22 protein-coding genes are annotated in these 24857 nt (G+C 58.9%); 13 read left to right on the forward strand and 9 right to left on the reverse strand.

Features of this window, described 5'->3' with window-relative positions; translation table 11 throughout:
• Positions 1-42: 42 nt before the first annotated feature.
• Positions 43-579: a fimbrial protein gene (locus tag REA38_RS19985; RefSeq protein WP_033636355.1), complete on the reverse strand. Its 537-nt coding sequence runs from the start codon at positions 577-579 to the stop codon at positions 43-45.
• Between the two features lie 1116 nt (positions 580-1695).
• Here REA38_RS19985 and REA38_RS19990 point away from each other — a divergent pair.
• The 3 genes from REA38_RS19990 (at position 1696) to fetB (ending at position 3611) form a co-directional block, all read left to right on the forward strand.
• On the forward strand, positions 1696-1983 hold the full coding sequence (locus REA38_RS19990) for a FaeA/PapI family transcriptional regulator (RefSeq protein ID WP_103773141.1): 288 nt from the start codon (positions 1696-1698) through the stop codon (positions 1981-1983).
• Positions 1984-2173: 190 nt separating this feature from the next.
• Positions 2174-2851: an iron ABC transporter ATP-binding protein FetA gene (gene fetA, locus REA38_RS19995; RefSeq protein ID WP_308886511.1), complete on the forward strand. Its 678-nt coding sequence runs from the start codon at positions 2174-2176 to the stop codon at positions 2849-2851.
• A complete protein-coding gene (fetB, locus tag REA38_RS20000) occupies positions 2838-3611 on the forward strand; it encodes an iron export ABC transporter permease subunit FetB (RefSeq protein ID WP_033636352.1) in 774 nt (257 codons plus the stop codon). Before fetA ends, fetB begins: the two co-directional genes overlap by 14 nt.
• Before the next feature lie 35 nt (positions 3612-3646).
• Here fetB and REA38_RS20005 read toward each other — a convergent pair whose 3' ends face one another.
• Together REA38_RS20005 and REA38_RS20010 are read right to left on the reverse strand one after the other, a co-directional pair.
• Positions 3647-4483, reverse strand: a complete 837-nt coding sequence (locus tag REA38_RS20005) for a TIM barrel protein (protein WP_033649361.1) — start codon at positions 4481-4483, stop codon at positions 3647-3649.
• Positions 4484-4515: 32 nt separating this feature from the next.
• Positions 4516-5958 (reverse strand): sugar porter family MFS transporter, encoded by a 1443-nt coding sequence (locus REA38_RS20010; protein WP_308886512.1) that lies wholly within the window; start codon positions 5956-5958, stop codon positions 4516-4518.
• A gap of 556 nt (positions 5959-6514) precedes the next feature.
• Between REA38_RS20010 and REA38_RS20015 the strand changes: the two genes are divergently transcribed.
• The 4 genes from REA38_RS20015 to REA38_RS20030 all read left to right on the forward strand — a co-directional run bounded on the left by REA38_RS20015 (position 6515) and on the right by REA38_RS20030 (position 9716).
• The gene (locus REA38_RS20015; RefSeq protein ID WP_015379335.1) at positions 6515-8020 is read left to right on the forward strand and encodes a CoA-acylating methylmalonate-semialdehyde dehydrogenase; all 1506 of its coding nucleotides are present in this window, start codon (positions 6515-6517) and stop codon (positions 8018-8020) included.
• A gap of 77 nt (positions 8021-8097) precedes the next feature.
• Entirely contained in the window at positions 8098-8919 is an 822-nt protein-coding gene (gene iolB / locus REA38_RS20020) for a 5-deoxy-glucuronate isomerase (RefSeq protein WP_308886513.1), read from the forward strand.
• Between the two features lie 174 nt (positions 8920-9093).
• Positions 9094-9363, forward strand: coding sequence for a hypothetical protein (locus REA38_RS20025; RefSeq protein ID WP_033649358.1), 270 nt, complete (start codon positions 9094-9096; stop codon positions 9361-9363).
• A gap of 14 nt (positions 9364-9377) precedes the next feature.
• Entirely contained in the window at positions 9378-9716 is a 339-nt protein-coding gene (locus REA38_RS20030) for a type II toxin-antitoxin system RelE/ParE family toxin (RefSeq protein ID WP_060431496.1), read from the forward strand.
• Between the two features lie 41 nt (positions 9717-9757).
• On the opposite strand, the gene REA38_RS20035 is transcribed toward REA38_RS20030, so the two are convergent.
• Positions 9758-10594, reverse strand: a complete 837-nt coding sequence (locus tag REA38_RS20035) for a MurR/RpiR family transcriptional regulator (protein ID WP_004930856.1) — start codon at positions 10592-10594, stop codon at positions 9758-9760.
• A gap of 203 nt (positions 10595-10797) precedes the next feature.
• Positions 10798-12729, reverse strand: coding sequence for a 5-dehydro-2-deoxygluconokinase (iolC, locus tag REA38_RS20040; RefSeq protein ID WP_308886514.1), 1932 nt, complete (start codon positions 12727-12729; stop codon positions 10798-10800).
• A gap of 545 nt (positions 12730-13274) precedes the next feature.
• Between iolC and iolD the strand changes: the two genes are divergently transcribed.
• Genes iolD through iolE form a run of 4 tightly spaced genes read left to right on the forward strand, consistent with a single transcriptional unit; the run spans position 13275 to position 18145 of the window.
• The gene (iolD, locus tag REA38_RS20045; RefSeq protein WP_308886515.1) at positions 13275-15215 is read left to right on the forward strand and encodes a 3D-(3,5/4)-trihydroxycyclohexane-1,2-dione acylhydrolase (decyclizing); all 1941 of its coding nucleotides are present in this window, start codon (positions 13275-13277) and stop codon (positions 15213-15215) included.
• Between the two features lie 35 nt (positions 15216-15250).
• On the forward strand, positions 15251-16264 hold the full coding sequence (locus REA38_RS20050; protein WP_033649354.1) for a Gfo/Idh/MocA family protein: 1014 nt from the start codon (positions 15251-15253) through the stop codon (positions 16262-16264).
• Positions 16265-16304: 40 nt separating this feature from the next.
• Positions 16305-17189 carry a sugar phosphate isomerase/epimerase family protein gene (locus REA38_RS20055; protein ID WP_004930845.1) on the forward strand — a complete coding sequence of 295 codons (885 nt, stop codon included), beginning with the start codon at positions 16305-16307 and terminating at the stop codon, positions 17187-17189.
• A gap of 59 nt (positions 17190-17248) precedes the next feature.
• Complete coding sequence (gene iolE, locus REA38_RS20060; protein ID WP_033654461.1) at positions 17249-18145, forward strand: myo-inosose-2 dehydratase; 897 nt, start codon at positions 17249-17251, stop codon at positions 18143-18145.
• 58 nt (positions 18146-18203) lie between these two features.
• Here iolE and REA38_RS20065 read toward each other — a convergent pair whose 3' ends face one another.
• A complete protein-coding gene (locus tag REA38_RS20065) occupies positions 18204-19385 on the reverse strand; it encodes a P1 family peptidase (RefSeq protein WP_060428690.1) in 1182 nt (393 codons plus the stop codon).
• Entirely contained in the window at positions 19378-19893 is a 516-nt protein-coding gene (locus REA38_RS20070; RefSeq protein ID WP_308886516.1) for a GNAT family N-acetyltransferase, read from the reverse strand. Before REA38_RS20070 ends, REA38_RS20065 begins: the two co-directional genes overlap by 8 nt.
• A 389-nt stretch (positions 19894-20282) precedes the next feature.
• Here REA38_RS20070 and REA38_RS20075 point away from each other — a divergent pair, with 389 nt between their 5' ends.
• Positions 20283-20978 (forward strand): pirin family protein, encoded by a 696-nt coding sequence (locus REA38_RS20075; protein ID WP_033636340.1) that lies wholly within the window; start codon positions 20283-20285, stop codon positions 20976-20978.
• A 693-nt stretch (positions 20979-21671) separates the two neighbouring features.
• A complete protein-coding gene (locus tag REA38_RS20080) occupies positions 21672-22556 on the forward strand; it encodes a hypothetical protein (RefSeq protein ID WP_308886517.1) in 885 nt (294 codons plus the stop codon).
• Positions 22557-22631: 75 nt separating this feature from the next.
• On the opposite strand, the gene REA38_RS20085 is transcribed toward REA38_RS20080, so the two are convergent.
• Both REA38_RS20085 and REA38_RS20090 read right to left on the reverse strand, forming a co-directional pair.
• The gene (locus REA38_RS20085; RefSeq protein ID WP_308886518.1) at positions 22632-23486 is read right to left on the reverse strand and encodes a phosphatase PAP2 family protein; all 855 of its coding nucleotides are present in this window, start codon (positions 23484-23486) and stop codon (positions 22632-22634) included.
• 54 nt (positions 23487-23540) lie between these two features.
• Positions 23541-24851, reverse strand: coding sequence for a YhfT family protein (locus REA38_RS20090; protein WP_047570181.1), 1311 nt, complete (start codon positions 24849-24851; stop codon positions 23541-23543).
• Positions 24852-24857: the final 6 nt, after the last annotated feature.

Here is a 24857-nt window from a genome sequence, read left to right on the forward strand (position 1 = left end):
CGTTAAGCATGGGGATGCCCGCGCCGGCATCCCCAACGAGGCTTACTGATAAGCCAGGGTAAAGTTCGCCACGCTGGTGAACTGGCCCGGCACGACGGCGCCGGAAGCGCTGTTGCCTTGCAGGTATGCGGCGAATTTCAGGGCGTTGTTGCCTTCGTTCAGGCCCTGGCCGTCCGTTGCGGTGCCCAGCTCAACTTCCTTGGCGTGCAGCTGGTCGTAAATCACGATGCCTGCGCCGCTGGCGGAACCGCTCAGCGCCAGCAATTTGCTGTTGACGGCATCCGGCGTGCCGGTGAAGGTCACCTTGACGTTTTTCATGGTGTTGAGCGCGCAGTCTTTCAGCTCAATGCTGAAGGGTTCGGCGCTGGATTTGCCTTCTTTGGCCAGGATGCGGCTGCTGATCTGGCCCATCGGGACGGTTTGATCGACGGAGTCCGGCGTGATGCTGCAAGGCGCATCGATAATTTCACCGCTAAAGGTCACGGTGCCGCTGCCCTGGTTCGGGGTCGGCGCCGCATGTGCAACGGAGGCGGTAGAAAAAGCAATGGCGGTCGCCAGCATTAATTTATTCAGTTTCATTTCTCAGGTTCCTGTAGAGAGTATTTAAATAAAAAGAAAAGCACACCTAAATCCCCGCAGAGCAGCAACGCCCTGTTAGCCGCACTGCGATGGGAGCCAGATCCTTTTGCTTTGGGCAATACGCACACTTTTCGTTATTTGCTTTTAATAACGAAATGGTTATGTGATGTTTGGTCGGTTTTATTTGATTTTAAAACCCGAATATCGGTATGGCGTTTTGCTGGGAATATTCTTGCAAACAATAGCATTGCTTGGAAATAGATTTTGTTGAAATAACTCAAATTCAGAATATAAAACCAAAAGGAAAAAGTTAAATATAAGATCAAAAACCAATAGATCGTATGTAAATATTATCCAGAATAAATGACTGCATAAATAAGGTTATGCGAGATATTAGATCGACTGTAATAGCGGTTGCCCTACAATGCGCAATATCGCTTTGCTAATATTACGCTTTGACGAACATTGAAGAATTTTCTTTATGAAACAAAATGAAAAACATAAGCATTTGTTTTGTATGATTTTGTGTGGTTAGTTGTCCCTATGGCGTTCCACCGCCTATTCCTGGGTTGTCGATGGTTTGTCGAAGAGTCGTTAACAAAAAAATAACAACAAGGCAGGGGGAAGATTATTCTTATCAGATGCTATTTTTTGGACGCGCTTATGTTATTTAACCCATTGTGATTAACCAGAAAAGGGCAGGTGATGCCGTAGGCATTACATAATAATGACCTAAGTGATAATCAAAGGATGAACGATGGAATGATTACTGCGATTAATGCATTTAACAGATGTAAGGCGCATGCGTTGACAATGTTGGTAATTATGTATTCGCAGTTCGTTATGGGATTGTTTAAACATCTTCATATCATGATAACCATGAAAAAAATTGCACAGAAAAATCCTAGTGAAAAATCCGAGGAACAATGCATGACATTTTATCGGCAAAGGTTGGATTCATTAATAAATATTCATTCGCGCGGTGATAGACAGCGCCAGGTCTATTTTATCGGAACAACGTCGTTTGCGCGGACGCCGCCGTGATTTATGCCCCTGCGCATCACTGACGTGCAGTCATGAACGGGGGCTCAGCAGTAACCACTCAGGAGGAATGCTATGGCCAAGGTGCCGAAAACGTTTGAAAGTAGAAAATCGCTGATGCTGGATATGTTGCGGGGATTGTGCCGGGATCTTGTGGAAGGGGCCGGGGGCCTGCATCCCCCGCCGGAGCAGTGGCCGAAGACGCGCGAGCTGGCGGATAAATGCGGCGAAAACATTTATACCACCCGCACCCTGCTGCTGGCGCTGGAAAAGGAGGGCAAGGTTCGCTGCACCCACCGCAGCATCAACAATTCTCTACGCTGGTACAGCTGCGACGAACAGGCAGCGATAAAAAAAGAGTGATTCGACCCTGGCGGTCGCTTTTGACTATTCCTACAGCTAATCATTAGTAAAATTTATTATTTGACGGGGCGTTTTGCTCCGTCAATCCTCCTCTCCGCTCGCTGCCATCCGCACAGGCATTGCTAATATGTTTTTTGCGGCCATATACTTATCGCTCAGACGGGAACAGGTGTAGGGAGCCGGCATCGTAATGAAGGAAAAGAAAGACATACTGAGATTGGATGATATTCATTATCAAATAGACAACCAGGTGATCCTGGACTCCGTCTCTTTCACGCTGGGTGAAGGCGAGTTCAAACTGATCACCGGGCCTTCCGGCTGCGGGAAAAGCACCCTGCTGAAAATCATCTCTTCCTTAATGGATCCGACCAGCGGAAACCTCTATTTCGACGGACGAGCGATCGCCGGGATGTCGCCGGAGGCGTATCGCAAACAGGTTTCTTACTGCTTCCAGACGCCGGCGCTGTTCGGCAATACGGTTTACGACAATCTGGCGCTGCCCTACCAGATCCGTCAACAGTCGCCGGATGAACGAAAAATGCAGGCCGATCTGGCGCGTTTCGGGCTGCCGGAGGCGATGCTGACCAAAAGCATCAATGAGCTGTCCGGCGGGGAGAAGCAGCGCGTGTCCCTGATCCGCAACCTGCAGTTTATGCCCCGGGTGCTGTTGCTCGATGAGATCACCAGCGCGCTGGACGAGGAAAATAAGCGCAACGTCAATGAGATAGTGCATCAGCTGGTGGCGGAGCACCGGCTGGCGGTGCTGTGGGTGACGCACGATACCGAAGAGATAGCGCATGCGGACGAGGTGATCACCCTGCGCGCGCACGGCGCCGAGCAACAGGAGCAACAGCATGAATCAGCATAACATCACCAACGAATCCTTAGGCTTGTCGATGATCCTGGTGGTGGTCGCCATTCTGATCAGCCACCGGGAAAAGCTGGCGCTGGAAAAGGACATTATCTGGAGCATCTGCCGCGCGGTGGTGCAGCTGATCATCGTCGGCTACGTGCTGAAGTACATTTTCGATCTGGATAACGCGGTGCTCACCGTGTTGATGGTGCTGTTCATCTGCTTTAACGCGGCCTACAACGCCAAGAAACGCAGCAAGTACGTCGAACACGCGTTCGTGACGTCGTTTATCGCCATCACCACCGGCGCGGTGCTGACGTTGGCGGTATTGGTATTGACCGGCTCCATCGAATTTACGCCGATGCAGGTGATCCCCATCTCCGGAATGATCGCCGGTAACGCCATGGTGGCGGTGGGATTGTGCTACACCAACCTCGGCCAGCGTTTCAAAAGCGAGCAGCAGAAGATTCAGGAGATGCTCAGCCTGGGGGCGACGCCCAAGTTCGCTTCGGCGGCGCTGATCCGCGACAGCATCCGCGCTTCGCTGATCCCGACCGTGGATTCGGCGAAAACCGTTGGGCTAGTCAGCCTGCCGGGCATGATGTCCGGGCTGATCTTCGCCGGCATCGACCCGGTGAAAGCGATCAAATACCAGATTATGGTGACCTTCATGCTGCTTTCCACCGCCAGCCTGTCGACCATCATCGCCTGCTATCTGGCCTACCGTAAGTTTTACAACGCGCGCCACCAGCTGGTGGTCGGCAACCTGAAGTAACGCCATGAAAAACGGCCTCCGCGGAGGCCGTTTTTTTACCCTTGCAGCAGGGCGATGCTCTGGCGGATTTCCCGTTCGATATCCGCCTCGCTCCAGCTGTCCAGCTGCGAAGAGAAGGGCTCGAAGGCATAGACGCCGGTGTAGCCCAGGCGTTCCAGGTTTTGCACCTGGCGGCGGCTCTCCAGCCGATCGCCCTCGCTCAACATGATGCGCTCTTCGTCGCTCAGCGCGCCTTTATCTCGTCCATCCTCCACGCCGGACAGATGCACCAGGCCGATCTGCGCCACCTGGATCTGCGCGTCGAAGTCGGCCTGCGCCACACCGCTTAAATAGTGGTGGAAAGTATCGAGCACGATGCGGTACGGCGCGCCCGAATCGCGGATGAGCGCCTGGGTCAGCAGCGACGATCGCAGCGAGCTGATGCCGAAGCCCAGCGGCTCGACGTACCCCTGTACGCCATAGCGGGCAAACAGCGGCGCCAGCAGCCGCAGCGCGGCGAGGGTGTCGTCGCGTTTTTGCTGCTCGCTGCGCGTGTCATCGGCGCTGCAGTGCGGGCATAGCACCAGCGCCCGGCTGTGGATGGCCTGCGCCTGCGCCAGCAACGCTTCGGCGCGCTGCTGCAGCGCCGCCGGGTTGTCCATCAGATTGAACATGCCGAGGGCGTTGATCGTGACGATCTCGATGCCGTATTGCGCAGCGAGCGCATTGAGCTGCGCGTCGCTCAGATCGTCGGTCACCTTGCCGCTGGGCATATCGTTGCGCAGCTCAACCTTACTGAGCCCGCAGCGTTTCACCAGGCGGAAAAAACTGTCCAGATCGAGATTCGGCGCGATCTTGCGGTTAATGCAGAAGCGGTCCAGTGCAATGGTCATGAGGCATTACTCCAGCGGTCAGGGTTGAGAGATCAGGATTTGCCGTTTTCCAGCGGCAGCGGCTTGCCGTCGGGCAGGGGGTGGCGGTGGCGTTTGGCCAGCACCACCTGCTCCATTTTTTCCAGCGAGACGCCTTTGGTTTCCGGAATATAGCGGCCGATGAACCAGTAGCTGAACAGGCAGCAGGCGGCGAAGATCCACATCGGGAAGGCGCCGTGGAAATGCGAGAACAGGTAAGGGTGGTCGTTGATCATCGGGAACGACTGCGACACCGCGAAGTTAGCGACCCACATGCAGCCGACGGCGATGCTCATCCCCTGCGCGCGCATGCGGTTCGGGAAGATTTCCGACACCAGCACCCAGGCGCCGACGCCCCAAGACAGCGCATAAAACACCATGAAGAACAGCATGCCGAACAGCGCGAAATAGCCGGTGGCCTGGGTGTAGAGCGCGTACGAGGTGAGCAGCAGGCCGGTGATGGCGCCCAGCGTGCCGTAACGCATTAGCGGAATGCGGCCCATGCGATCCATCAGCATGGCGCCGATGACCGAACCGACCAGCTGCAGCACGCCGATCCAGATGGTCTGAAACAGCGCTTCCTGCGCGTTTTCGGTGACGGTTTTCAGCACCACCGGCGCGTAGTACATCATCACGTTGACGCCGGTCACCTGCTGCAGCATGGCGATCATGCAGCCGACGAACAGGATGAAACGCACCCGCACATCGCCGTAGTTCAGCTTCCGATGCCGCTGCTGTTGATCCTGCTGCAGCGAGTCTTTGATTTCTTTCAGCAGATTCTGCGCGTGGGCGGCGTTGGAAACCTTGGTCAACATCGCCAGCGCCTGATCGTCGCGGCCCATCATCACGTTCCAGCGCGGCGACTCAGGAATGACGAACACCAGGATGCAGAACAGAATGCAAGGGATGACGCCCGAGGCGAACATCCAGCGCCAGCCCATTTCCACCAGCCAGGCTTCGCTGGCGAGGCTGGCGATTTTGAAGTTGACGTAGAAAATCACGATCTGACCGAACACGATGGCGAACTGCTGCATACTGAGCGCGCGCCCGCGCATGTCCTTTGGCGACACTTCCGACATGTACATCGGCGACACGGTGGCGGCGATGCCGACCGCCAGCCCGCCGATGATGCGGTAGATGACGAACCAGGTGAAGGTCGGGGCCAAGGCTGCGCCGACGGCGGAAACGGTGAACAGCAGCGCCGCCAGCATCAGCGCCTTTTTACGGCCCCAGCGCGCCGCCAGCGGCCCGGCGGCGAAGGCGCCGACCACGCAGCCGATCACCACGTTGGAGACCGCCCAACCGGTTTCGGCCGGGCTGAGATTGAAATAGGTTTTCAGCGCTTCGATCGCGCCGGAGATCACGGCGGTATCGTAGCCGAACAGAATGCCGCCCAGGGCGGCGATGCCGCAAATTCGCAATATGTAGCCGGTATTGTGCTTACGCTGATATGACATGTGTTGCTCCGATTTTTATCCTGGCTTCCATCCGCACGGTTGGGTTATCGGGAAGAGGGCGAGCGGAAGGGTGTGAACCGTGCCTGTCATCAAGGCGATGTCGTCGATAAATGCTGGAACAAACAAGAACATTTATTTCATAATTAGTGAATAATGGAATATTGATTTTTAGATCCAGTTCAAAAAAAACCGTCACGCGCGATCCGGGCGCCTTGGGCGTTCTGGGGCGGGCGGTAACGGCGACAGGGCAGGCGCGGTGCGGGTTTTCTGTAGCAAAGTCAGTGTGTATTGCCCCTGGTTTCTCCTGCGCCGTTGCGCTTTCCCTGGCGCGGTAATGAAAGCGCCAACCCGATCGACACCGCAAAATTGCGACCTCACGCACTAAAAACAAATTTTTCAAAACAATTTATTTGAAACTTTTTTTTCAATGAAATAGAGTTTGCTGCATCCGGTCAGGATGTAGCCGGCTTGCCGACGGGGTTTGGCGAGCGGGACGATTAACGCCGCGCCGCCGGCGAGTGGCCAGGCGACAGCGGACTTGAAAAGAGGGCGTGACATGAAAACCGTGGGTAACTTTATTGACGGGCAGGTGTGCCTGAGCAGCAGCAATCAAACCGTAGACGTGCACAACCCGGCCAGCGGGCAGGTTGAGCGGCGCGTCACGCAGAGCACCGCCGCCGAAGTCAAGCAGGCCATCGACGTGGCCCATCGGGCGTTTGCCGATTGGTCGCGCACCACGCCGCTGCGCCGCGCGCGCATCATGTTCAATTTCAAGGCGCTGCTGGAACAGCACCGCGACGAGCTGGCCGAGCTTATCGTCAGCGAGCACGGCAAGGTGTACTCGGATGCGCTGGGCGAACTGACGCGCGGCATGGAAGTGGTCGAATTCGCCTGCGGCATCCCGCATCTGATCAAGGGCGAGTATTCGCCGGACGTCGGCAGCGGCGTCGACAGCTTCTCGCTGATGCAGCCGCTGGGCGTGGTGGCGGGCATTACCCCGTTCAACTTCCCGGCGATGGTGCCGATGTGGATGTTCCCTATCGCGCTGGCCTGCGGCAACACCTTCATCCTCAAGCCGCCGGCGCTGGTGCCTTCCGCCTCGGTGCGCCTGGCGGAACTGCTGAAAGAAGCCGGCCTGCCGGACGGCGTGTTCAACGTGGTGCACTGCGCCAATGAAGACGCGGCGCAGCTGTGCACCGATCCGCGCATTCAGGCGGTGAGCTTCGTCGGCTCCTCCACCGTGGCGGAACATATCTACACCACCGCCAGCGCGCACGGCAAGCGGGTGCAGGCCTTCGGCGCGGCGAAGAACCAGGCGATCGTCATGCCGGACGCCGATCTGGACGCCACGGTCAACGCGCTGATGGGCGGCGCGTTCGGCTCCGCCGGCGAGCGCTGCATGGCGCTGCCGATCGCCGTGGTGGTCGGTGACGACACCGCCGATAAACTGATCGCCAAACTGAAGCCGCTGATCGCGCAGCTGCGCGTCGGGCCGGGCTTGCAGCAGGGCGGAGAAGAGAATGAAATGGGGCCGCTGGTGTCGTCCGCCCACCAGAAAAAGGTGCTGGGTTACATCGATCTGGGCGTGGAAGAAGGCGCCACCCTGGTGGCCGACGGCCGCAATTATCAGGTGCCGGGCTATCCTGAAGGCTACTACGTCGGCGGCACGCTGTTCGACCATGTGAAGCCGAACATGCGCATCTACCGTGAAGAGATCTTCGGGCCGGTGCTGGGCATCGTGCGGGTGCCGGATTACCGCACCGCCATCGACACGGTGAACGGCCACGAGTTTGGCAACGGCAGCGCCATCTTTACCGGCAGCGGCCACTACGCGCGCCAGTTCGTGCAGGAAGTGCAGGCCGGGATGGTCGGCGTCAACGTGCCGGTGCCGGTGCCGATGGCGTTCCACAGCTTCGGCGGCTGGAAGCGCTCGGTGTTCGGCGCGCTTAACGTGCACGGCACCGACGGCGTGCGCTTCTACACGCGCATGAAGACCGCCACCGCGCGCTGGCCGGCCGGGCAGCAGACGGTGTCCGAATTCAGCATGCCGACGCTGGGTTAAGCGATCGCAAAGTATGAGCGGGCCGTTGCTCCTTCGGGGCAACGGCCTTTGCACGGGGAGTTAACAGGAGAATCGAGATGTCTTCACTGCTTGCCAAATGTCAGACGCCGAACGCCGAGGGGCGTATTCAGCACGTGACGCCGGAAAATGCCGGGTGGCGCTATGTCGGTTTCGACGTTTATCGCCTGGCCGCCGGGCAGTCGCTGCAGCTGGAGTGCGGTGACAAGGAGCTGTGCCTGGTGCTGGTGGTCGGTATCGCCTCCGTCGCCACGCTGCGCGCCGAATACCCGCATATCGGCAAACGCATGAGCCCGTTCGAGCGCACGCCGCCTTACGCGGTGTATGTGCCGCACCACGATCGCATCGACGTGCGGGCAGAAACCGATCTGGAGCTGGCGGTGTGCAGCGCGCCCGGCAGCGGCCACCTGCCTTCACGGCTGATTACGCCGGCGGATATCGGCGTGGAGCGGCGCGGCAAGGGGCGCAACCAGCGGTTGGTGCACAACATTCTGCCGGACAGCGAGCCGGCCGACAGCCTGCTGGTGGTGGAGGTTTACACCGACGAGGGCAACACCAGTTCCTACCCGAGCCACAAGCACGATCGGGAAGACTCGCCGGACGAAACCTATCTGGAAGAGACGTATTATCACCGCATTCAGCCGGAGCAGGGATTCTGCATGCAGCGCATCTATACCGACGATCGCACGCTCGACGAATGCATGCCGGTCTACAATCGGGACGTGGTGAAAGTGCCGCGCGGTTATCACCCGGTGGCGACCCTGGCGGGCTACGACAACTATTATCTCAACGTGATGGCCGGGCCGGTGCGGCAGTGGAAATTCACCTGGGAAAAAGACCACGCCTGGATTAACGGCGACGGCTATCCCGCCGCGCAATAAGCGCCTGAGGCCCGGCTTGCCGGGCTTATTCTTTATCAGGGTATAAATTTGACCTAAATTTGCCCTCCATCTTGCTCAAATGATAATCTGTCCGCACGCGATCGCTCCCTGGCTGAGTGAATCTAACGAACCGCTGTTATGCAACGAAATTGCCGGTACACAGGAGGAAGAACCATGACGACTACCATGTCCCAAAAAGCGGCGCGCGAAGGATTAGGTTCGCCCGACCTGTTTGAAGGCGGGGTTTACGTCACAAAAAATGGTGTTGCCGAGCTGTTTGTACAAACGGCGGCTGAGAGAGAGGCCGAAATTCGGGAACGCAATCTGGAGCGCCAGTCCAACGCGTTGTTGAAACTGACTATGCTGGCGAAGCAAGAGATTAAAAATCAGCGTGGTCTGTCGCCCGAAGAAACCTTGCAGCGGCTGCGTGACGCGCGGAAATAGGCCCGAGGTGCAGGATGCCCCAGGAAATACGTTTTACCGTCGCGCCGGCGGCGGAATGGAGCCTGAAAGACATCGAGTCTTATAAGAGCGGAACGATAGGAGCAGTCGCGGCCGGGGTGTTCGTGGACAATCTGTTGTTATCGTCCCTCGCGGCAATTGCCGACGATCCTGCCCGCTACCGCTTCAACGCCGTGCTGGCGGGCATGGGAGTGCGGTTGCACGAGCGATTGGATCCCGACAGCGAATACCGCGTCATCTATGACTACGGCGGCCAGACGGTTGAGATTCTGCTTTTCATCAGCATGAAGCAGGATCTGGAAAGCGCGCTCTACCGCTATTTGTTGCTGCAATAACCCCGCCGCGCCCGAGCCTGTCGGGCGCGTTCACCCCAGCCTTACTCGTCCCGGGCGTTATTCAGCGCCAGCGAAACCGCCAGCGTCTGCGCCAGGCACATCGAGGCCACCTGCGAACGGAACCCGTCCACCTGCGCTTCGCGCACCACGAAACAGACGTCGCTGAAGGCGGCCAGCGGGCTGACCTGGCTGTCGGTGATGGCGATCTGCTGCGCGCCGCGCTTGGCGCCCAATTCCACCAGTTCCACCGCCTCGCGGGCGTACGGCGAATAGCTGATGGCGATCACCACGTCCTTCGGTTTCACCATGCTCAGCTGTTCGGTGAACATGCCGCCCAGGCCGTCGATAAGAAACGCGCGGCGCTCCAGATGGCGCAGCGCATAGGTGAGATAGGAGGCGACGCTGAACGAACGGCGCAGGCCGATCACGTAGATGTTTTCGGCGTTGTTGAGCAACTCGACGGCGCGATCCAGCTGCTCGGGGGCGATCTGCATCGCCAGCTGCTGCAGCGCCTGCGCGTTGACCATGGTGAATACGTTGAGAATTTCCGCCGGTTTCTCCGGCGCGACGTTGTCGTCGGTAGAGGTTTGGCGGAACAGGCGCGCGCGCTCGGTATAGTTCACCGTCTCTTCCATCAGATGCTGACGGAACACCTGCTTCATTTCGTTGAAGCCGCTGAAGCCGAAGGCGTTGGCGAAACGGATCAGGGTGGAAGGCGGCACGCTGGCCTGTGCGGCGATGGAGGCAACGGTATCGAAAGCGATGCTGTTACTGTTATCCAAAATATAGCGCGCCACCTGCTTCAAACGCTTGCTCAGCGTTTCATAACGGTGGCGGATCTCGTCCTGTAACAGCGAAAGTTGAGTTGGGTTGTTCATCCATTCGGCTCGCAGTGGGGTGAAGGCGCATTGGCCTGACGCCTGAAATATTGACAGGGTATTTTAACAGACGGAGCGGAAATTTCATTTCCTCAAAAAGCGATTTATTCGATCGCACATTGCGCGACTTCACAGAAAATAGGCAAAAAAATCCCCTTAAAGCGGCGAAATGGCCTTAAGGGGACGTGAACCTGCTCTCGCTGTCAGTGCGCGCCGCCCGCCTGCGGGCGGTACTGGCGCCAGAAACCGATCAGCGTCAGGTATTTTTGTTTCACCTGCTCGATCAGGGCGGCGTCGTCGATTTCCCCCTGCAGCCAGCGGCGCGAAGGTTGGCCGAAGATAGTGCGGCCGACGGCGAAACCCTTCACCCAGCGCGCATCCGCGGCGGCGGCAAAGCCCGCCTTCAGCACCGCTTCTGGGGAGTCGAGCCCCAGGATCAGCACGCCGCGGCAGTAGGGATCGTAGGTGTCGATCAGCGCGCCGACCCGCCGCCAGTTTTCCGCGCTCAGCGGCGGCAGTTTCCACCAGTCCGGCTGAATGCCCAACCGGTAGAAGTGCTCAATCATCTCCAGGTAATAACGTTCGTCTTTGTCGGGGTTGTTGTCCGGCAGGATCACTTCCAGCAGCAGCTCGTGGCCGGACTTACAGCAGCCGCGGTAGACGTCGGCGATCAGCTCATCCTGCTCGCGACGCAGTTCCGCCGCGTCGTGCGGGTGATAAAACACCAGGCACTTCACCACGTGCTCCTGCGGCCAGTCGATCAATTGCGAGCCGATATTGCCGTGCTCCAGGCGCAGCGGGCGCGAACTGGGCAGCTCTACCGGCCGGCCGATCCACCATCCCTGGCCGGTGATCTCGTTCAGCGCCGCCTGCCCGTAGGTGGTGTCGGCCAGAATGCCGCTGTTGCCGTTCAGGCCGGCCTGCGCGGCGGCCTGTTGCGCCGCGGTCAGCAGCAGGGTTTTCAGGCGCGGAATGCGCTCCTCGCCGACGCCGGCTTCGCGTGCCATGTCCGCCAGCTGTTTGCGGTGATCGAAGGCGAAGACGCACAGTTCCGGCCACTGTTGCTTGCGGGTGGTGACCCGGTGCAGGTGGTTCAGGCGCGCATCGCGGTCCGGGCGCGTGACCTGCCGTTCACGCAGCAGGTAGTCGTCCAGCTCCCGTTTGGTCGGCATCGCCGGCGCGCAGCCGTGGCGCGAGACCACCAACGCGCCGCAGGCGTTGGCGTAGCGGCAGGCCTGATCCCAGCCCTCATCGCTCAGGTAGCCGCGCAGCAGGCCGGACATAAAGGCGTCGCCGGCCCCCAGCACGTTCAGCACCTCAACCCGCACGCCGGCGTGCAGTTTCACCTGTTCCCAGCCATCGGCGATTTCGCCCTCGAACACCGAGCAACCCTGCGCGCCGCGCTTGCACACCAGCGTGGCCGCCGTGGCCCGGCGCACGTTTTTCAGCGCCGTCAGCGTGTCGGTGCTGCCGCCGGCGATATGAAACTCTTCTTCGGTGCCGACGATCAGATCGAAATGGTGCAGCACCTCCTGCAGCTCGCGGGTCACCTGGTCCGATTCCACAAAGCGGGTTTCTCCGTCGCCCAGCGACGTCAGCCCCCACAGCACCGGGCGGTAATCGATGTCCAGCGCGGTGCGCAGGCCGTGGCGGCGCGCGTATTCCAGCGCCTTCAGCACCGCGGCGCGGGTGTTCGGGTGCGACAGGTGCGTGCCGGTGATGGCCAGCGCGCGCGAGGAAGCGATGTAGGCCTCATCGATGTCGTCCGGCGTCAGCGCCATGTCCGCGCAGTTTTCGCGGTAGAAGATCAGCGGGAAGGTTTCCTGATCCTTGATACCGAGGATCACCAGGCCGGTTAATCGCTGTTTGTCGGTGATCAGGCAGCGGGTATCGGCCCCGACGCGCTGCAGTTCTTCGCGCAGAAAGCGGCCCATGTGCTCGTCGCCGACGCGCGCCAGCATGCCGGATTTTAACCCCTGAATGGCGGTGCCGTAGGCCACGTTGCCGGAAGAACCGCCGAGGTACTTGGCGAATGTGCCGGCGTCTTCCAGCCGCGCGCCGATCTGCTGAGCATAGAAATCGACGGCGATGCGCCCGAGACAAATGACATCAAGCTGTTTTTCTTGTGTAGCCATACCCGTTTCCTTCTGTTTAAGCAAAACTCCGGCGGCGGCCCGAGCGTGGCGCCCTGCAGGAAGCATGTGGACAGTATGGGGAATGAAAATTTCAATTTCAATATAGAATGAAATTTACACCCCAAAAATGTGATGCGTTTAAAACATCGACAGAGGCGTGGGAAAAGGCGGTGAAACGGCTACGGGAGGGGGGCCGGGGCGCGCATAAAAGAGGGAAAATGACAGAGTAAAAGGCGGTCAGCCCATGAGCCAACGGCTTTTATTGGCCGGTGCGTGGCGCGAAGCCAGTGAAGGCTGAATCACGAGATGAAACGGGCTTTTCATGCATTATGCGATCTTTATCGCAAAATGAAATGTTTCTTCTGTAATGTGATTTTATGAAAAATATATTTGTTTATAATCGCTTCACGTTTCAGGTTGTCGACTTCGTGAGCAGCGAGCATCGCCTGCTCAAGATAATAGCTGCCGCCGCGTAACACAAACACGGAATTGTCGGCTCGGCGCGAGCCCTTTCCGGGGCGGCCCTCAATCTAAAGGGTGAGTAAATGGGCAAGATCAGGCTAACCATGGCGCAGGCGCTCGTCAGATTCCTCGATAACCAGTATCTGCTGGCCGACGGTGTGGAAACCAAATTCGTCGCGGGCATTTTTGCGATTTTCGGCCACGGCAACGTGCTGGGGCTGGGGCAAGCGCTGGAGCAGGATAGCGGCGATCTGCGGGTGCATCAGGGCCGCAACGAGCAGGGGATGGCCCATGCGGCGATCGGCTTCGCCAAACAGAAGCTGCGCCGGCAGATCTACGCCTGCACCTCATCGGTCGGCCCCGGCGCCGCCAATATGATCACCGCCGCGGCCACCGCCACCGCCAACCGCATTCCTTTATTACTGCTGCCGGGCGACGTTTACGCATCCCGCCAGCCGGATCCGGTGCTGCAGCAAATCGAGCAGTCTTACGATCTCAGCATCAGCACCAACGACGCGTTCCGCGCGGTGAGCAAATACTGGGACCGCATCGTGCGGCCGGAACAGCTGATGAGCGCCTGCATCAACGCGATGCGCGTGCTGACCGATCCGGCGGAAACCGGCGCGGTGACGCTGTGTCTGCCGCAGGACGTGCAGGGTGAAGCCTACGACTATCCCGACTATTTCTTCCAAAAACGCGTGCATCGGCTCGATCGCCGCCCGGCGACCGACGGCATGTTGGCGGACGCGTTGGCGCTGCTGGCGGCCAAACGCAAACCGCTGCTGGTGTGCGGCGGCGGCGTGAAATACTCGCAGGCCGGGCGGGCGCTGCGCGAATTCGCCGAGCGCTTCGGCATTCCGTTCGCCGAAACCCAGGCCGGCAAAGGCACGGTGCCGAGCGACCATGAATTCAACCTCGGCGGCATTGGCGAAACCGGCTGCCTGGCGGCCAATACGCTGGCTCGTCAGGCCGATCTGGTGATCGGCGTCGGCACCCGTTACACCGATTTCACCACCTCGTCCAAATGGCTGTTCCAAAATCCGGACGTCAGCTTCCTCAATATCAACGTCAGCGCCTTTGACGCCGGCAAGCTCGACGGCGTGCAGGTGCTGGCGGACGCCCGCGAGGCCCTGAGCGAACTGGGCGCACTGCTGGCGCAGGCCGAGTACCGCGCCGGCTGGGGCGACGCCATCGCCGCGGCGCGCAGCGCCCAGCGTGAAGAGACCGAGCGCGTTTACGCGGTGGAATACGGCGGCGCAGGCTTTGTGCCGGAGATAGACGATCACCTCGATCGCGAGCGGGTGTTCGCCGAATTTATCGCCCAGACCGATTCCGCGCTGACCCAGAGCCGGGTGCTGGGGGTGCTGAACCGCGAGCTGCCGGCGGACAGCGTGATCGTCGCCGCCGCCGGCAGCCTGCCGGGCGATTTGCAGCGGGTGTGGCACAACCGCGGCGAGCACGGTTATCACGTGGAGTACGGTTACTCCTGCATGGGGTATGAGGTGAACGCCGCATTGGGGGTCAAGCTGGCCGAGCCGCAGCGCGAGGTGTACGCGATAGTGGGCGACGGCGCCTTCATGATGCTGCATTCCGAACTGGTCACTTCGATTCAGGAAGGCTGCAAGATCAACGTGATGCTGTTCGACAACATAACCAACGGCTGCATCAACAACCTGCAGATGGAACACGGCATGGACAGCTACACCACCGAATTCCGCTTCCGTAATCCACAGGGCGGCAAGCTCGACGGCAAACTGGTGCCGGTCGATTTCGCCATGCTGGCGGCGGCTTACGGTTGCAAAACCTATCGCGTCACCACCGAGCAGCAGCTGCTCGATGCGCTGGCCGACGCCCGCAGGCAGACCGTGTCCACGCTGCTGGACATCAAGGTGCTGCCGAAGACCATGGTGCACAAGTATCTCAGCTGGTGGCGCGTGGGCGGCGCTCAGGTGGCCGACAGCGAGAAAATCGTCGCAGTGGCGCGCAAGCTGCAGGAAAACATCGATAAGGCGCGCGATTACTGATTCGTTTTCATACATAAATCTCGAGGGTAGCGAAAATGACATTGAACATTGGGGTTATCGGCACCGGCGCCATCGGCCGCGATCATATCCGTCGCTGCAGCAAAGTGTTGCAGGGCGCCCGCGTAGTGGCGGTGAACGACATCAATCGCGACAACGCCGCCAAGGTGGTGAGCGATCTGCAGCTGGATGCGCGGGTGTATGACAACGGCCACGATCTGATCAAGGCCGCCGATGTGCAGGCGGTGCTGGTCACCTCCTGGGGGCCGAGCCACGAAGAGTTCGTGTTGGCGGCCATCGCCGCCGGCAAACCGGTATTCTGCGAGAAGCCGCTGGCGGTGACCGCGCAGGGCTGCAAAAACATCGTCGATGCCGAAGCGAAACACGGCAAGCGGCTGGTGCAGGTCGGCTTTATGCGCCCCTATGACCAGGGCTATCGCGCGCTGAAACAGGTGCTGACCAGCGGCCAGATCGGCGAGCCGCTGATGCTGCACTGCGCGCACCGCAACCCGACGGTCGGCGAAGCCTACACCACCGATATGGCGATCACCGACACCCTGATCCACGAAATCGACGTGCTGCGCTGGCTGCTCGACGACGACTATGTGTCGGTGCAGGTGGTGTTCCCGCGCAAGAGCCCGAAGGCGTTCCCACACCTAAAAGATCCGCAGATTGTGCTGTTCGAAACCGCCAAAGGCACGCGCATTGACGTCGAAATCTTCGTCAACTGCCAGTACGGCTACGACATTCAGTGTGAAGTGGTAGGGGAAACCGGCATCGCCAAACTGCCGGAGCCGTCTTCGGTGCAGATGCGCAGCGGCGCCCGCCTGTCGACCGAAATCCTGACCGACTGGAAGGATCGTTTTATCGACGCCTATGACGTTGAGCTACAGGGCTTCATCAACGACGTGGCCGCGGGCAAGTTGACCGGGCCTTCCGCCTGGGACGGCTACGCCGCCGCGGTGACCGCCGACGCCTGCGTGGCGGCCCAGCTCAGCGGCGAGATTGTGCCGGTGACCTTGCCGGCGCGCCCGGCGTTCTACAACAAATAATCGGCTTGTCCCCCATACCTACGATTGCAGAGGAGTGACCATGAAGATCGCTTTTGATGTCGACGTTATCCGGGATTTGGGCGTCACCAAAATGGTTCAACAGGTGGCGGACTGGGGCTACAAATATATCGAGCAGTCGCCGCACCCGCAGATCAACCCGTTTTACAAGCATCCGAAGGCCAGCCGCGAAATCATGGCGGAGTATAAAAACGCCCTGAAAGCGACCGGCGTTGAGATCTCCTCATTTATCGTGGTGTACCGCTGGTCCGGGCCGGGGGAGGATCGCCGCCAGGCGGCGGTCAAAAACTGGCGGCGGATGATCGAAATCGCGGTGGAAATGGGCGTGCAGGTGATCAACACCGAACTGGCGGGCAACCCCAACGAACCGGAGATCTGCGAGGAGCTGTGGTATCGCTCGATGGAGGAGCTGCTGCCGATCGTCGAGCGCGAGGGCATTCGTATGGAGATCCAGTCGCACCCGTGGGACTTCTGCGAACTGAGCAACGAAACCGCCGATCTGGTGAAATCGCTGCGCAGCGATCACGTCAAATACCTCTACAGCGTGCCGCACACCTTCTACTACGACAAGGGGCAGGGCGACGTGGCCGGCATGCTGCAGTACGCCGGGGACGATCTTTCCCACGTGCTGATTGCCGACACCATGAACCACACCAAGCATTGCCGCTATATCGTCAACCCGCCGGGGGTAGACGCAGCGGTGCATCAGCACGTCGGCATCGGCGAAGGCGAGGTGAATTTCGACGCCCTGTTTCAGACGCTGCGCGACATGGAGTTTGCCAACCGCAGCTTCAAGGTCGGCGGCGAATCGATCATCTGCACTTCGCTGTTCGGCTACCCGGAAAAGATGCCGAGCCAGGCGGTGGCGACCAGAGAGCGCATCGAAAGAGAGCTGTTGGGCAAATAATCTTATTCGGCTCGCCGGCGGCGTTTGCGCCGGCGGCCCTCCAAGCACCGAGGCAGACCATGAATAAAGACAACGTGAAATTGGCCATTGCGCCGATCGGCTGGACCAACGACGACATGCCCGATCTGGGCAAGGAAAATACCTTCCAGCAGTGCGTCAGCGAAATGGCGCTGGCCGGCTTCACCGGCAGCGAAGTAGGCAGCAAATACCCGCGCGATCCGGCGGTGCTGAAACCGATGCTGGACATTCGCGGTATCCAGATCTGCAACGCCTGGTTCAGCACCTTTTTCGCCGACGGCCAGAAAGACAAAACCATCGATGAATTTATCAACCACATGAATTTCCTGCATGCCATGGGCGCCAGGGTGATCGGCTGCTCCGAGCAGAGCAAGAGCATTCAGGGCACCACCAAAGGCGTATTCGAAGAGAAGCCGTACTTCAGCGATGAAGAGTGGCAGCGGGTGGCCGAAGGTTACAACGAGCTGGCGAAGATCGCTGCCGGCAAAGGCATGCAGGTTTGTCTGCACCACCACATGGGCACCGGCATTCAAACCGCGGCCGAAATCGATCGCTACATGAGCATGGTCAACGATGACGTCTACCTGCTGTTCGATACCGGCCACGCCTACTATTCGGAAGGCAGCCAGCAGGCGATGATGGCGATCCTGGAGAAGTATCTGCCGCGCATCAACCACGTCCATCTGAAGGACGTGCGCGATGAGGTGGTGGCGGAAGTGAAGGCCAACAAGCTGAGCTTCCTCGACGGCGTGAAGAAGGGCACCTTCACCGTGCCGGGTGATGGTGTGATCGACTTCAGGCCGGTGTTCAAGCTGCTGGACGAGCGCGGTTACAAAGGGTGGATGGTGGTGGAGGCCGAGCAGGACCCGGCGCTGGCCAACCCGTTCGAGTATGCGGTAAAAGCGCGCCGTTATATTCGGGAAACCGCCGGCATTTAAGCGGCGAGGGTTAATCATGATTAAGGGGCGCCAGCGCCCCTTTTTTGGTGGCGGCGTGTTAGCCGCCGAGCGTTTGCCAGGTTGCGACCTGGCTGCCTGGCCACGGCGTGGCGGCATGCACGCCACGGGCGATCGCCCGGGCCAGGGTGTCCGCCGCCAGCGCGCCGATTTGCAGCACCGCCAGTTCGCGGCTGCCCTGAACCTCGCGCTGCCCGGTGGACAGGGCGAACACCACGTCGCCGTCAAACGGGCTGTGCAGCGGGCGAATAGCGCGCGCCATGCCGTCTTGCGCCATGATGGCCACCCGTTTCAACTCCACTCGCGTCAGCGCCAGATCGGTGGCGATGCAGGCCAGGGTGGTGTTCTTTCTGCCGCCCTGCGGCTCTTGTTCCATCCAATCTTCGCCTTGGGCGCGCAGTTGCGCCAGCGCCGCCGCGCCGCCGTTGCCGAATTCACCGTCAATTTCATAGGGCGTCGCCCAGAAGGCGCGGGTGCCGGGCGCTACCACCGCACCCAAACTGTTGACCGCCACCAGCGCGCCGACGGTAGCGCCATTGGCGGCAATGATAGATGCCGAGCCGAGGCCGCCTTTCAGCTTGCCCATGCCGGTCATGGCGCCATAGCCGGCGCCGACGGTGCCGAGCGGAAAATCCAGCCCGGCCTTGCCGACTGCATCGATGCCCAACTGGCGATACGGCGGCGTGAGCTGCCAGTTTTTGTCGCCGCCGTTGGCCAGATCGTACAGGCAGGCGGTGGGCACGATCGGGGAGACCGGCACGCCGGGCGCCGGGCGCAGCGCGTAGCCTTTACCCTGTTGCCCCAGCCAGGCTGCGACGCCGTCCGCCGCCGCCAGGCCGTAAACCGAGCCGCCGCTGAACGTCAGCGCATCGACGGTCTGCACCAAATTGTCTTCACCCAGCGCGTCGGTTTCCCGGGTGGCGGGGCCGCCGCCGCGCACGTCCACGGCGGCGATCGCCGGGCTGTCCGGCAGGATAACCGTCGCGCCGGTGCGCACCCGGCTGTCCTGCGCCACGCCGACCTTCAGGCCCGGCACATCGGTAATCAGGTTGCGGGCGCCTGGGCGCCCGGCGGCGGAAGTTGGCATAGCGGCACCTAATGGGGTGAGAGGAGAGAATATGCCGACGGCGGCGGTCAGGCCGGCCAGCGCTTGTAAAAAGGTTCGGCGGTTGATGTTCAGGGGCCGGCGCAGCGGCCCCTGCGGGTGGGGACGATTACGCATCGCCGTGCGGCTGCCCGGAGCGCAAACGCGCCATATGGTAGGCATCGACCAGCACACCGTCGCGCATGGCATAGGCGCGGCTGGTGCCCTCTATCTCGAAACCGAATTTGCGGTACAGCGCGATGGCCGCCGGGTTGTCGGTGAACACCGTCAGCTCGATGCGTTCGATGGCCGCCCAGTTGTCGCACAGGTCGATCATCGCCTGCATCAGGCGGCTGCCGACGCCTTTGCCGTGGTAGCGCGGATCGACGCCGATGCCGAAGGTGGCCACGTGGCGGCGGCGCACGCGCTGATTCAGCATGACGGCCAACTGGCCGGTAAGCTGCCCGTCGATGAAGGCCGCCAGGTTATGCGTACCCGGTTCGGGATTGGCGAGGCGCTTCTGCCAGGACTCGACGGACGGTAGCGGTAGCTGCAGCGTATCGCGGTAGACGGGCGCCAGCGAATAAAGATGATGCAGGGCCTGCGCATCCGTTGTTTCCACGTGGCGTATCACGATCTCGCTCATCTCGCTGCTCCTGTTGCTTACCGGTTGAATAACCTCTGAATTTATCCGTTTACTGCCTTGAGTCAATATTATTTCAACGGGTCAAAAAAAACGCTTTACAGGTGCGAATGATAATGATTATTATTGCGATGCGTTCCGGGGAGGGCATCAACCCTTGATACTCTCGCTGCGAAGGCACGACATTGCTCACATTGCTTCCAGTGTTTACTTAGCCAGCTCGGGTGCTGGCTTTTTTTTTGCCCTTTTTCAACCGCTTCCGCCTTCAACAAATCCGTTGCCCATCCGCCGTTTCATTCCATCGAAATTTTTGAACAGAGGCATGAGTTTTTTACGCTTTCTTATTCTGCCCGCAGGACTAGACTGTAAAAAAACATTGAGGAGAGTTGAATATGATTTATGTACGTAAAGCGGAAGACCGCGGCCACGCCAATCATGGCTGGCTGGATAGCTGGCACACCTTCTCATTTGCCGACTACTACGATCCGAACTTTATGGGGTTCTCGGCGCTGCGGGTGATCAACGAAGATGTGATCGACGCCGGGCAGGGTTTCGGCACCCACCCGCATAAGGACATGGAAATCCTGACCTATGTGCTGAGCGGCACGGTGGAGCATCAGGACAGCATGGGCAACAAGGAGCAGATCCAGGCCGGCGAATTCCAGATCATGAGCGCGGGCACCGGGGTACGTCACTCCGAGTACAACGCCAATCAGGATCGTCCGCTGCACCTGTACCAGATTTGGATCATTCCGGATCAGGTCGGGCTGGAGCCGCGCTACGAGCAGCGTATGTTCGACGCGCCGCAGGGCCGTCAGCTGGTGCTGTCGCCGGATGCGCGCGACGGTTCGCTGAAGGTGTTCCAGGATATGACGTTGTCGCGTTGGGCGCTGAATAAAGGCGAGCAGGGTGAGTATCCGATCGCCGCCGGCCGTCGCATTTGGATCCAGGTGGTGCGCGGCAAGGTCTCGGTCAACGGCCAGGCCGCCGGCATCAGCGACGCGTTTGCGGTGTGGGATGAATCGGGTCTGACGATTCAGGCCGACGAAGAGAGCGAAATCCTGCTGTTCGATCTGCCGCCGGTGTGATTAGGCGGTAAATATCAAGTTGTTGCCTTCCGCTGATGCGGCTGGCGGCGCAATATGACCAACCTGGTGCTTCAGGCTTAGCCTGGAGTGCGGGTTGGTTTTCTTGTTATGGCCCGGTTATTTCCTCGGTTTTCTGGCGTTTCCTTCGCGCCAGGCTGCAAAAAGTGTTTGCCTTCTTTTGAGCAAGAAAGTTAATTCTGGAGCCGCTGTGTGATTTTTATACGCCTGACATAAGAGCGGCAACGATTAAATTAAGCTGGCTTTACATTATTGATAATAATATTTACAGCCTGTCTGTTTATCGAGCGATTTAATAAAGGATTTAGAATTATTATATAAATAAATTATTTCCTGATAACGTATTAATTGCAAAGGCAATGCCATTGTTTGTGTTTGCATGATGTTAATTTCAGGTAGGGCGTCTGTGAACTGATGGTCAAATAATATTGACGGGCTGAAATACGGAAATAAAACGGTCCGGAAATGAGTGCCAGAACGGTGGCTGATTTTTGACTTGGACGATAGCCGCTTAGTGGGTTGCGTGCTAAATATATTTTTAATTTCTTTCGTCAGTTTATTTTTTGGTTTTCCAATCGCGCCACAGAGGGGCGTCCGAGCTCACGCGTACGGGATTTCGATACGCTGAATGCCATTGCAGAAAACAATCTCATACCTGGAGATAGAGGAAAAATGATGAAAATTAAAAATGAACGTAACGGCACTTATGATGATTTCTTAAATGCGATACTCATTTTCGAAAGCACGATCGATCCACAAAAAGCGCAATATTATGCGGAAAATTATGATAATCCAACCGCGACATCTTATCAGGATGTGGAGTATCCCGGCCGGGTTATTCGGGCCCAGGATGGCACGACAACCAAAAGCAATGTCTCGATAAAAGAATATTTCGAGCGTTTGGGTATCGGCAAATACTATACTCAAGGTTCAACGGATCCTCAGATGTTCAAGCAAATGCAGTATGCGACGATGAACTATCTCGGTTTTATCGGTTACCAGCTCAGCGAACAAGACTTCTGGGATCTGGGATATTACACGCATTATGATGAAAACCATCTCCCTAAATATTATTCCGACGTGCCGGTGTCAAATTGGGCCAACGGCGTGCGGGATAAGGTCATGAATCTGCCTGGCAAAGGCGAAGTGCATGTCACGGATGTGAATACCTGGCAAGGGACCTTTACCGGCAAACACGGCATTAATAGTTTTGACGATGTTCTCGATCCGGATAAACAGGACTATGTCGCCAAAGATCATTTTGTCGATAAGTACGAGGGCATGGTGCGTTTGCTGGCGGAGAGAGGCAAAACCCTGAATGATTATTTGGGCACCACTATTCGTTGGTCTGAATGCCATCCCGTGTTGACGCCGCCGCCGGGCGTGCCGGATGCGGTGGAAATCACGCTGTCGGGTTTACTCGGCGGCGCCCATCTGCGCGGCGCGGAGGGCATTACCGCCCTGCTGGTCGATCGTGAAAATCGGGCGGATGAAAACGGCACGGCGATTTTGCAGTATGTCTATCAGTTCGCTGGCTATGACACACCGTTTAACCCCTAATGCTCTTCCATAGTCGCCGCGGAATGGCATGATTCCCCCGCGCGCAAGCGCGGGGGAATCGACGCGGGCTAAGGGTCAGCGTTCTTCCGTTTGCTGCTGCAACAGCCGACCTATCTCTCGTTTTGCTTCCCGAAATTGCTGCTGATATTCCGCGCTGGCTTGCAATCGAGCAAAGGCACCGGCCGCCAACACGCGGCCGGCTTCGACATCGCTGGCCCAGTGTACGCCGCAAATCAGCCGGCTGCGACCAAACTCATAACCCTTGCGCATGAGCTCCGTCGCACGTTGCGGCACCATGGCCGTCAGCGTCATCGCCCATACGAAACCGGTTACGGCATGCCCGGAGGGATAGGAACCGCCATCGTTGCTGAGCGCACTGTGCTCTTGCGGGGTACAGCTCTCCACCCGCAGCGCGGAGTAGGGGCGAATGCGGGCGTGGGCCTTTTTCGCGCCGTTGGAAGCATAGCCGGCGTCCGTGAGCAGGCGGCTCAGCAAAAGGTGGGTATGCGGCGTGCGCTGGCGCGATATCTCCGTCCCCAACGCTGCGGAGAAAGCCCGACCGATGGCATTGAAGGACAGATTGGCATCCTCCACCGCCAACCTGCCCCGGGGCGTATCGCGCAGTTTGCGAAGCTGGTAAAAGTTTTCCTCGTCGGCTTTCCAGGCCGCGCTGCCTTCAATCGGCGGGGCCGGCAGGATTGCCGCGCCGTCCGGATAGTCTGCAGGCGTAAGATAACCGTTGATCCAGCCTTCTATGTAGGGAGAAAAGCCTACATTCGGATAGCCGATATCCGAATAGTCTACCCGCCACCGCTCGCGGGTATCGCTGTTGGGCGCGATGGACTCGGCATGCGCCGGCGCGTTTTGCAGACAAATCAGGGCGAGCCCTGTAACGGCGCTTCGTTTTATGTTCAGAGCGAATATAGCCATCGTTATATATTCCCTTCCTGGCATGACGCTGTTTCAGTAATGGCGACGGTTTGATCACTGCGGCACAAACAGGCCGATCCAGCCGAAAATATTGAGCAGAATGCCGGTGATAATGACCGCCACCACCGGCGCGGCGATTTTCAGCACCGGGCGGCCGAGCGCTTCGTTAAGGAAATAGAGCGCCGCCGCCATGCTGAAGCCCGTGTACCCGGCCATTTTGATGGCCGCGAAAGTGGAGCCGATCAACAAGGCGAATTCCATCAGCATATTCATCGCGTTGCGGATATTGTCGGATGCATTGCGCACTGAAGGATATCGGCCCAGCCATTTGCCGATATAGCGCAGCAGCAGGATTTCCAGCGTGATGACGATGGCGCCCGCCGGTGCGGCAAGCCAGGGCGAGGGGGAAAGGTAACCGACGACAAAGACGAACGTGAAGCCCGCCACCGCATATACCCCGGTCGCCAGCGCGGTAGTGGCGATCAGCGGAATGAATCCAAGCCCGCGCATGAATTCGGCCAGCGCCGCCTGGTGCAGAAGGGCGTCTGATTCTTCGGGCGAGATGCCGGGCGCGTAGGCTTTCGCCAGCGTATAAATCGAGACTTCGGAGCCTCCGAAGATCTTCATGCTGGCGACGGCAGAAATCAGCGCGCCGGTTACGGCAATAAGCGGCAGGTTGTTGATAATGCGCTGTGTGCGCTCCTCAAACATCGACGGGGCCGAAGCCTCTTCACCCGTTGGGGAAGTCCGCCGATCTCTCAGATCGCGGAAAATCGCGATGCCCAACAGCAAAACCATACCGACGAAGATTTCGATCGACTCCGGGAACAGATGCGGGAAATAACGCACGACGATCAGGCGCGACAGCAACACCAGCAGGGCCGCGACCACGCTCTGTTTCCAGCCGAACTGGTAGAAAATGGCGACCAGGGGAAAGAGCGCGAAGGCCGACACGACCGGGTTACTCAGTTCCCCCAGCGCGCCAATGATGTCTACCGGCAGCGAGGTCAGGAGTTGGTTGATGGGCTGCAGGCTGGTGAAGACCAGAATGCCCCAGATGGCGCCGAGAATGAATGCCAGCCACACGTTGACGGCCAGCACGCCGATGATGTCGGTAGGCAAAAACAGCAGCCAGCTGTTCAGCAAGCCGGTGGACAAGGTAAATGAAATACCGACGGAGGCCACGAACCCTATGCTGAGGCCAAAAGCGATGCTGCCCGCTTCCCGACGGTTCATATGGCCTTCCACCAGTTGCGGAAGGATAGGGCGAATGCCGTCATGAAAGACTGCCGCCGAACGGTGAGATAACAGCGCCGTCATGCCCGTCAACAGGGACACCAGAATGACGGAAAGGATAGGGTCCATTTTCGC

This window comes from Serratia sp. MF1(2023) (genome assembly GCF_030954545.1).
GTDB classification, from domain to species: Bacteria; Pseudomonadota; Gammaproteobacteria; order Enterobacterales; family Enterobacteriaceae; genus Serratia; species Serratia sarumanii.

Excerpts from the sequence above, each read along its gene's own strand:
- REA38_RS19985 (WP_033636355.1), bottom strand. The coding sequence starts at position 579 with ATGAAACTGAATAAATTAATGCTGGCGACCGCCATTGCTTTTTCTACC.
- REA38_RS19990 (WP_103773141.1), top strand. The coding sequence starts at position 1,696 with ATGGCCAAGGTGCCGAAAACGTTTGAAAGTAGAAAATCGCTGATGCTG.
- fetA (WP_308886511.1), top strand. The coding sequence starts at position 2,174 with ATGAAGGAAAAGAAAGACATACTGAGATTGGATGATATTCATTATCAA.
- fetB (WP_033636352.1), top strand. The coding sequence starts at position 2,838 with ATGAATCAGCATAACATCACCAACGAATCCTTAGGCTTGTCGATGATC.
- REA38_RS20005 (WP_033649361.1), bottom strand. The coding sequence starts at position 4,483 with ATGACCATTGCACTGGACCGCTTCTGCATTAACCGCAAGATCGCGCCG.
- REA38_RS20010 (WP_308886512.1), bottom strand. The coding sequence starts at position 5,958 with ATGTCATATCAGCGTAAGCACAATACCGGCTACATATTGCGAATTTGC.
- REA38_RS20015 (WP_015379335.1), top strand. The coding sequence starts at position 6,515 with ATGAAAACCGTGGGTAACTTTATTGACGGGCAGGTGTGCCTGAGCAGC.
- iolB (WP_308886513.1), top strand. The coding sequence starts at position 8,098 with ATGTCTTCACTGCTTGCCAAATGTCAGACGCCGAACGCCGAGGGGCGT.
- REA38_RS20025 (WP_033649358.1), top strand. The coding sequence starts at position 9,094 with ATGACGACTACCATGTCCCAAAAAGCGGCGCGCGAAGGATTAGGTTCG.
- REA38_RS20030 (WP_060431496.1), top strand. The coding sequence starts at position 9,378 with ATGCCCCAGGAAATACGTTTTACCGTCGCGCCGGCGGCGGAATGGAGC.
- REA38_RS20035 (WP_004930856.1), bottom strand. The coding sequence starts at position 10,594 with ATGAACAACCCAACTCAACTTTCGCTGTTACAGGACGAGATCCGCCAC.
- iolC (WP_308886514.1), bottom strand. The coding sequence starts at position 12,729 with ATGGCTACACAAGAAAAACAGCTTGATGTCATTTGTCTCGGGCGCATC.
- iolD (WP_308886515.1), top strand. The coding sequence starts at position 13,275 with ATGGGCAAGATCAGGCTAACCATGGCGCAGGCGCTCGTCAGATTCCTC.
- REA38_RS20050 (WP_033649354.1), top strand. The coding sequence starts at position 15,251 with ATGACATTGAACATTGGGGTTATCGGCACCGGCGCCATCGGCCGCGAT.
- REA38_RS20055 (WP_004930845.1), top strand. The coding sequence starts at position 16,305 with ATGAAGATCGCTTTTGATGTCGACGTTATCCGGGATTTGGGCGTCACC.
- iolE (WP_033654461.1), top strand. The coding sequence starts at position 17,249 with ATGAATAAAGACAACGTGAAATTGGCCATTGCGCCGATCGGCTGGACC.
- REA38_RS20065 (WP_060428690.1), bottom strand. The coding sequence starts at position 19,385 with ATGCGTAATCGTCCCCACCCGCAGGGGCCGCTGCGCCGGCCCCTGAAC.
- REA38_RS20070 (WP_308886516.1), bottom strand. The coding sequence starts at position 19,893 with ATGAGCGAGATCGTGATACGCCACGTGGAAACAACGGATGCGCAGGCC.
- REA38_RS20075 (WP_033636340.1), top strand. The coding sequence starts at position 20,283 with ATGATTTATGTACGTAAAGCGGAAGACCGCGGCCACGCCAATCATGGC.
- REA38_RS20080 (WP_308886517.1), top strand. The coding sequence starts at position 21,672 with ATGAAAATTAAAAATGAACGTAACGGCACTTATGATGATTTCTTAAAT.
- REA38_RS20085 (WP_308886518.1), bottom strand. The coding sequence starts at position 23,486 with ATGGCTATATTCGCTCTGAACATAAAACGAAGCGCCGTTACAGGGCTC.
- REA38_RS20090 (WP_047570181.1), bottom strand. The coding sequence starts at position 24,851 with ATGGACCCTATCCTTTCCGTCATTCTGGTGTCCCTGTTGACGGGCATG.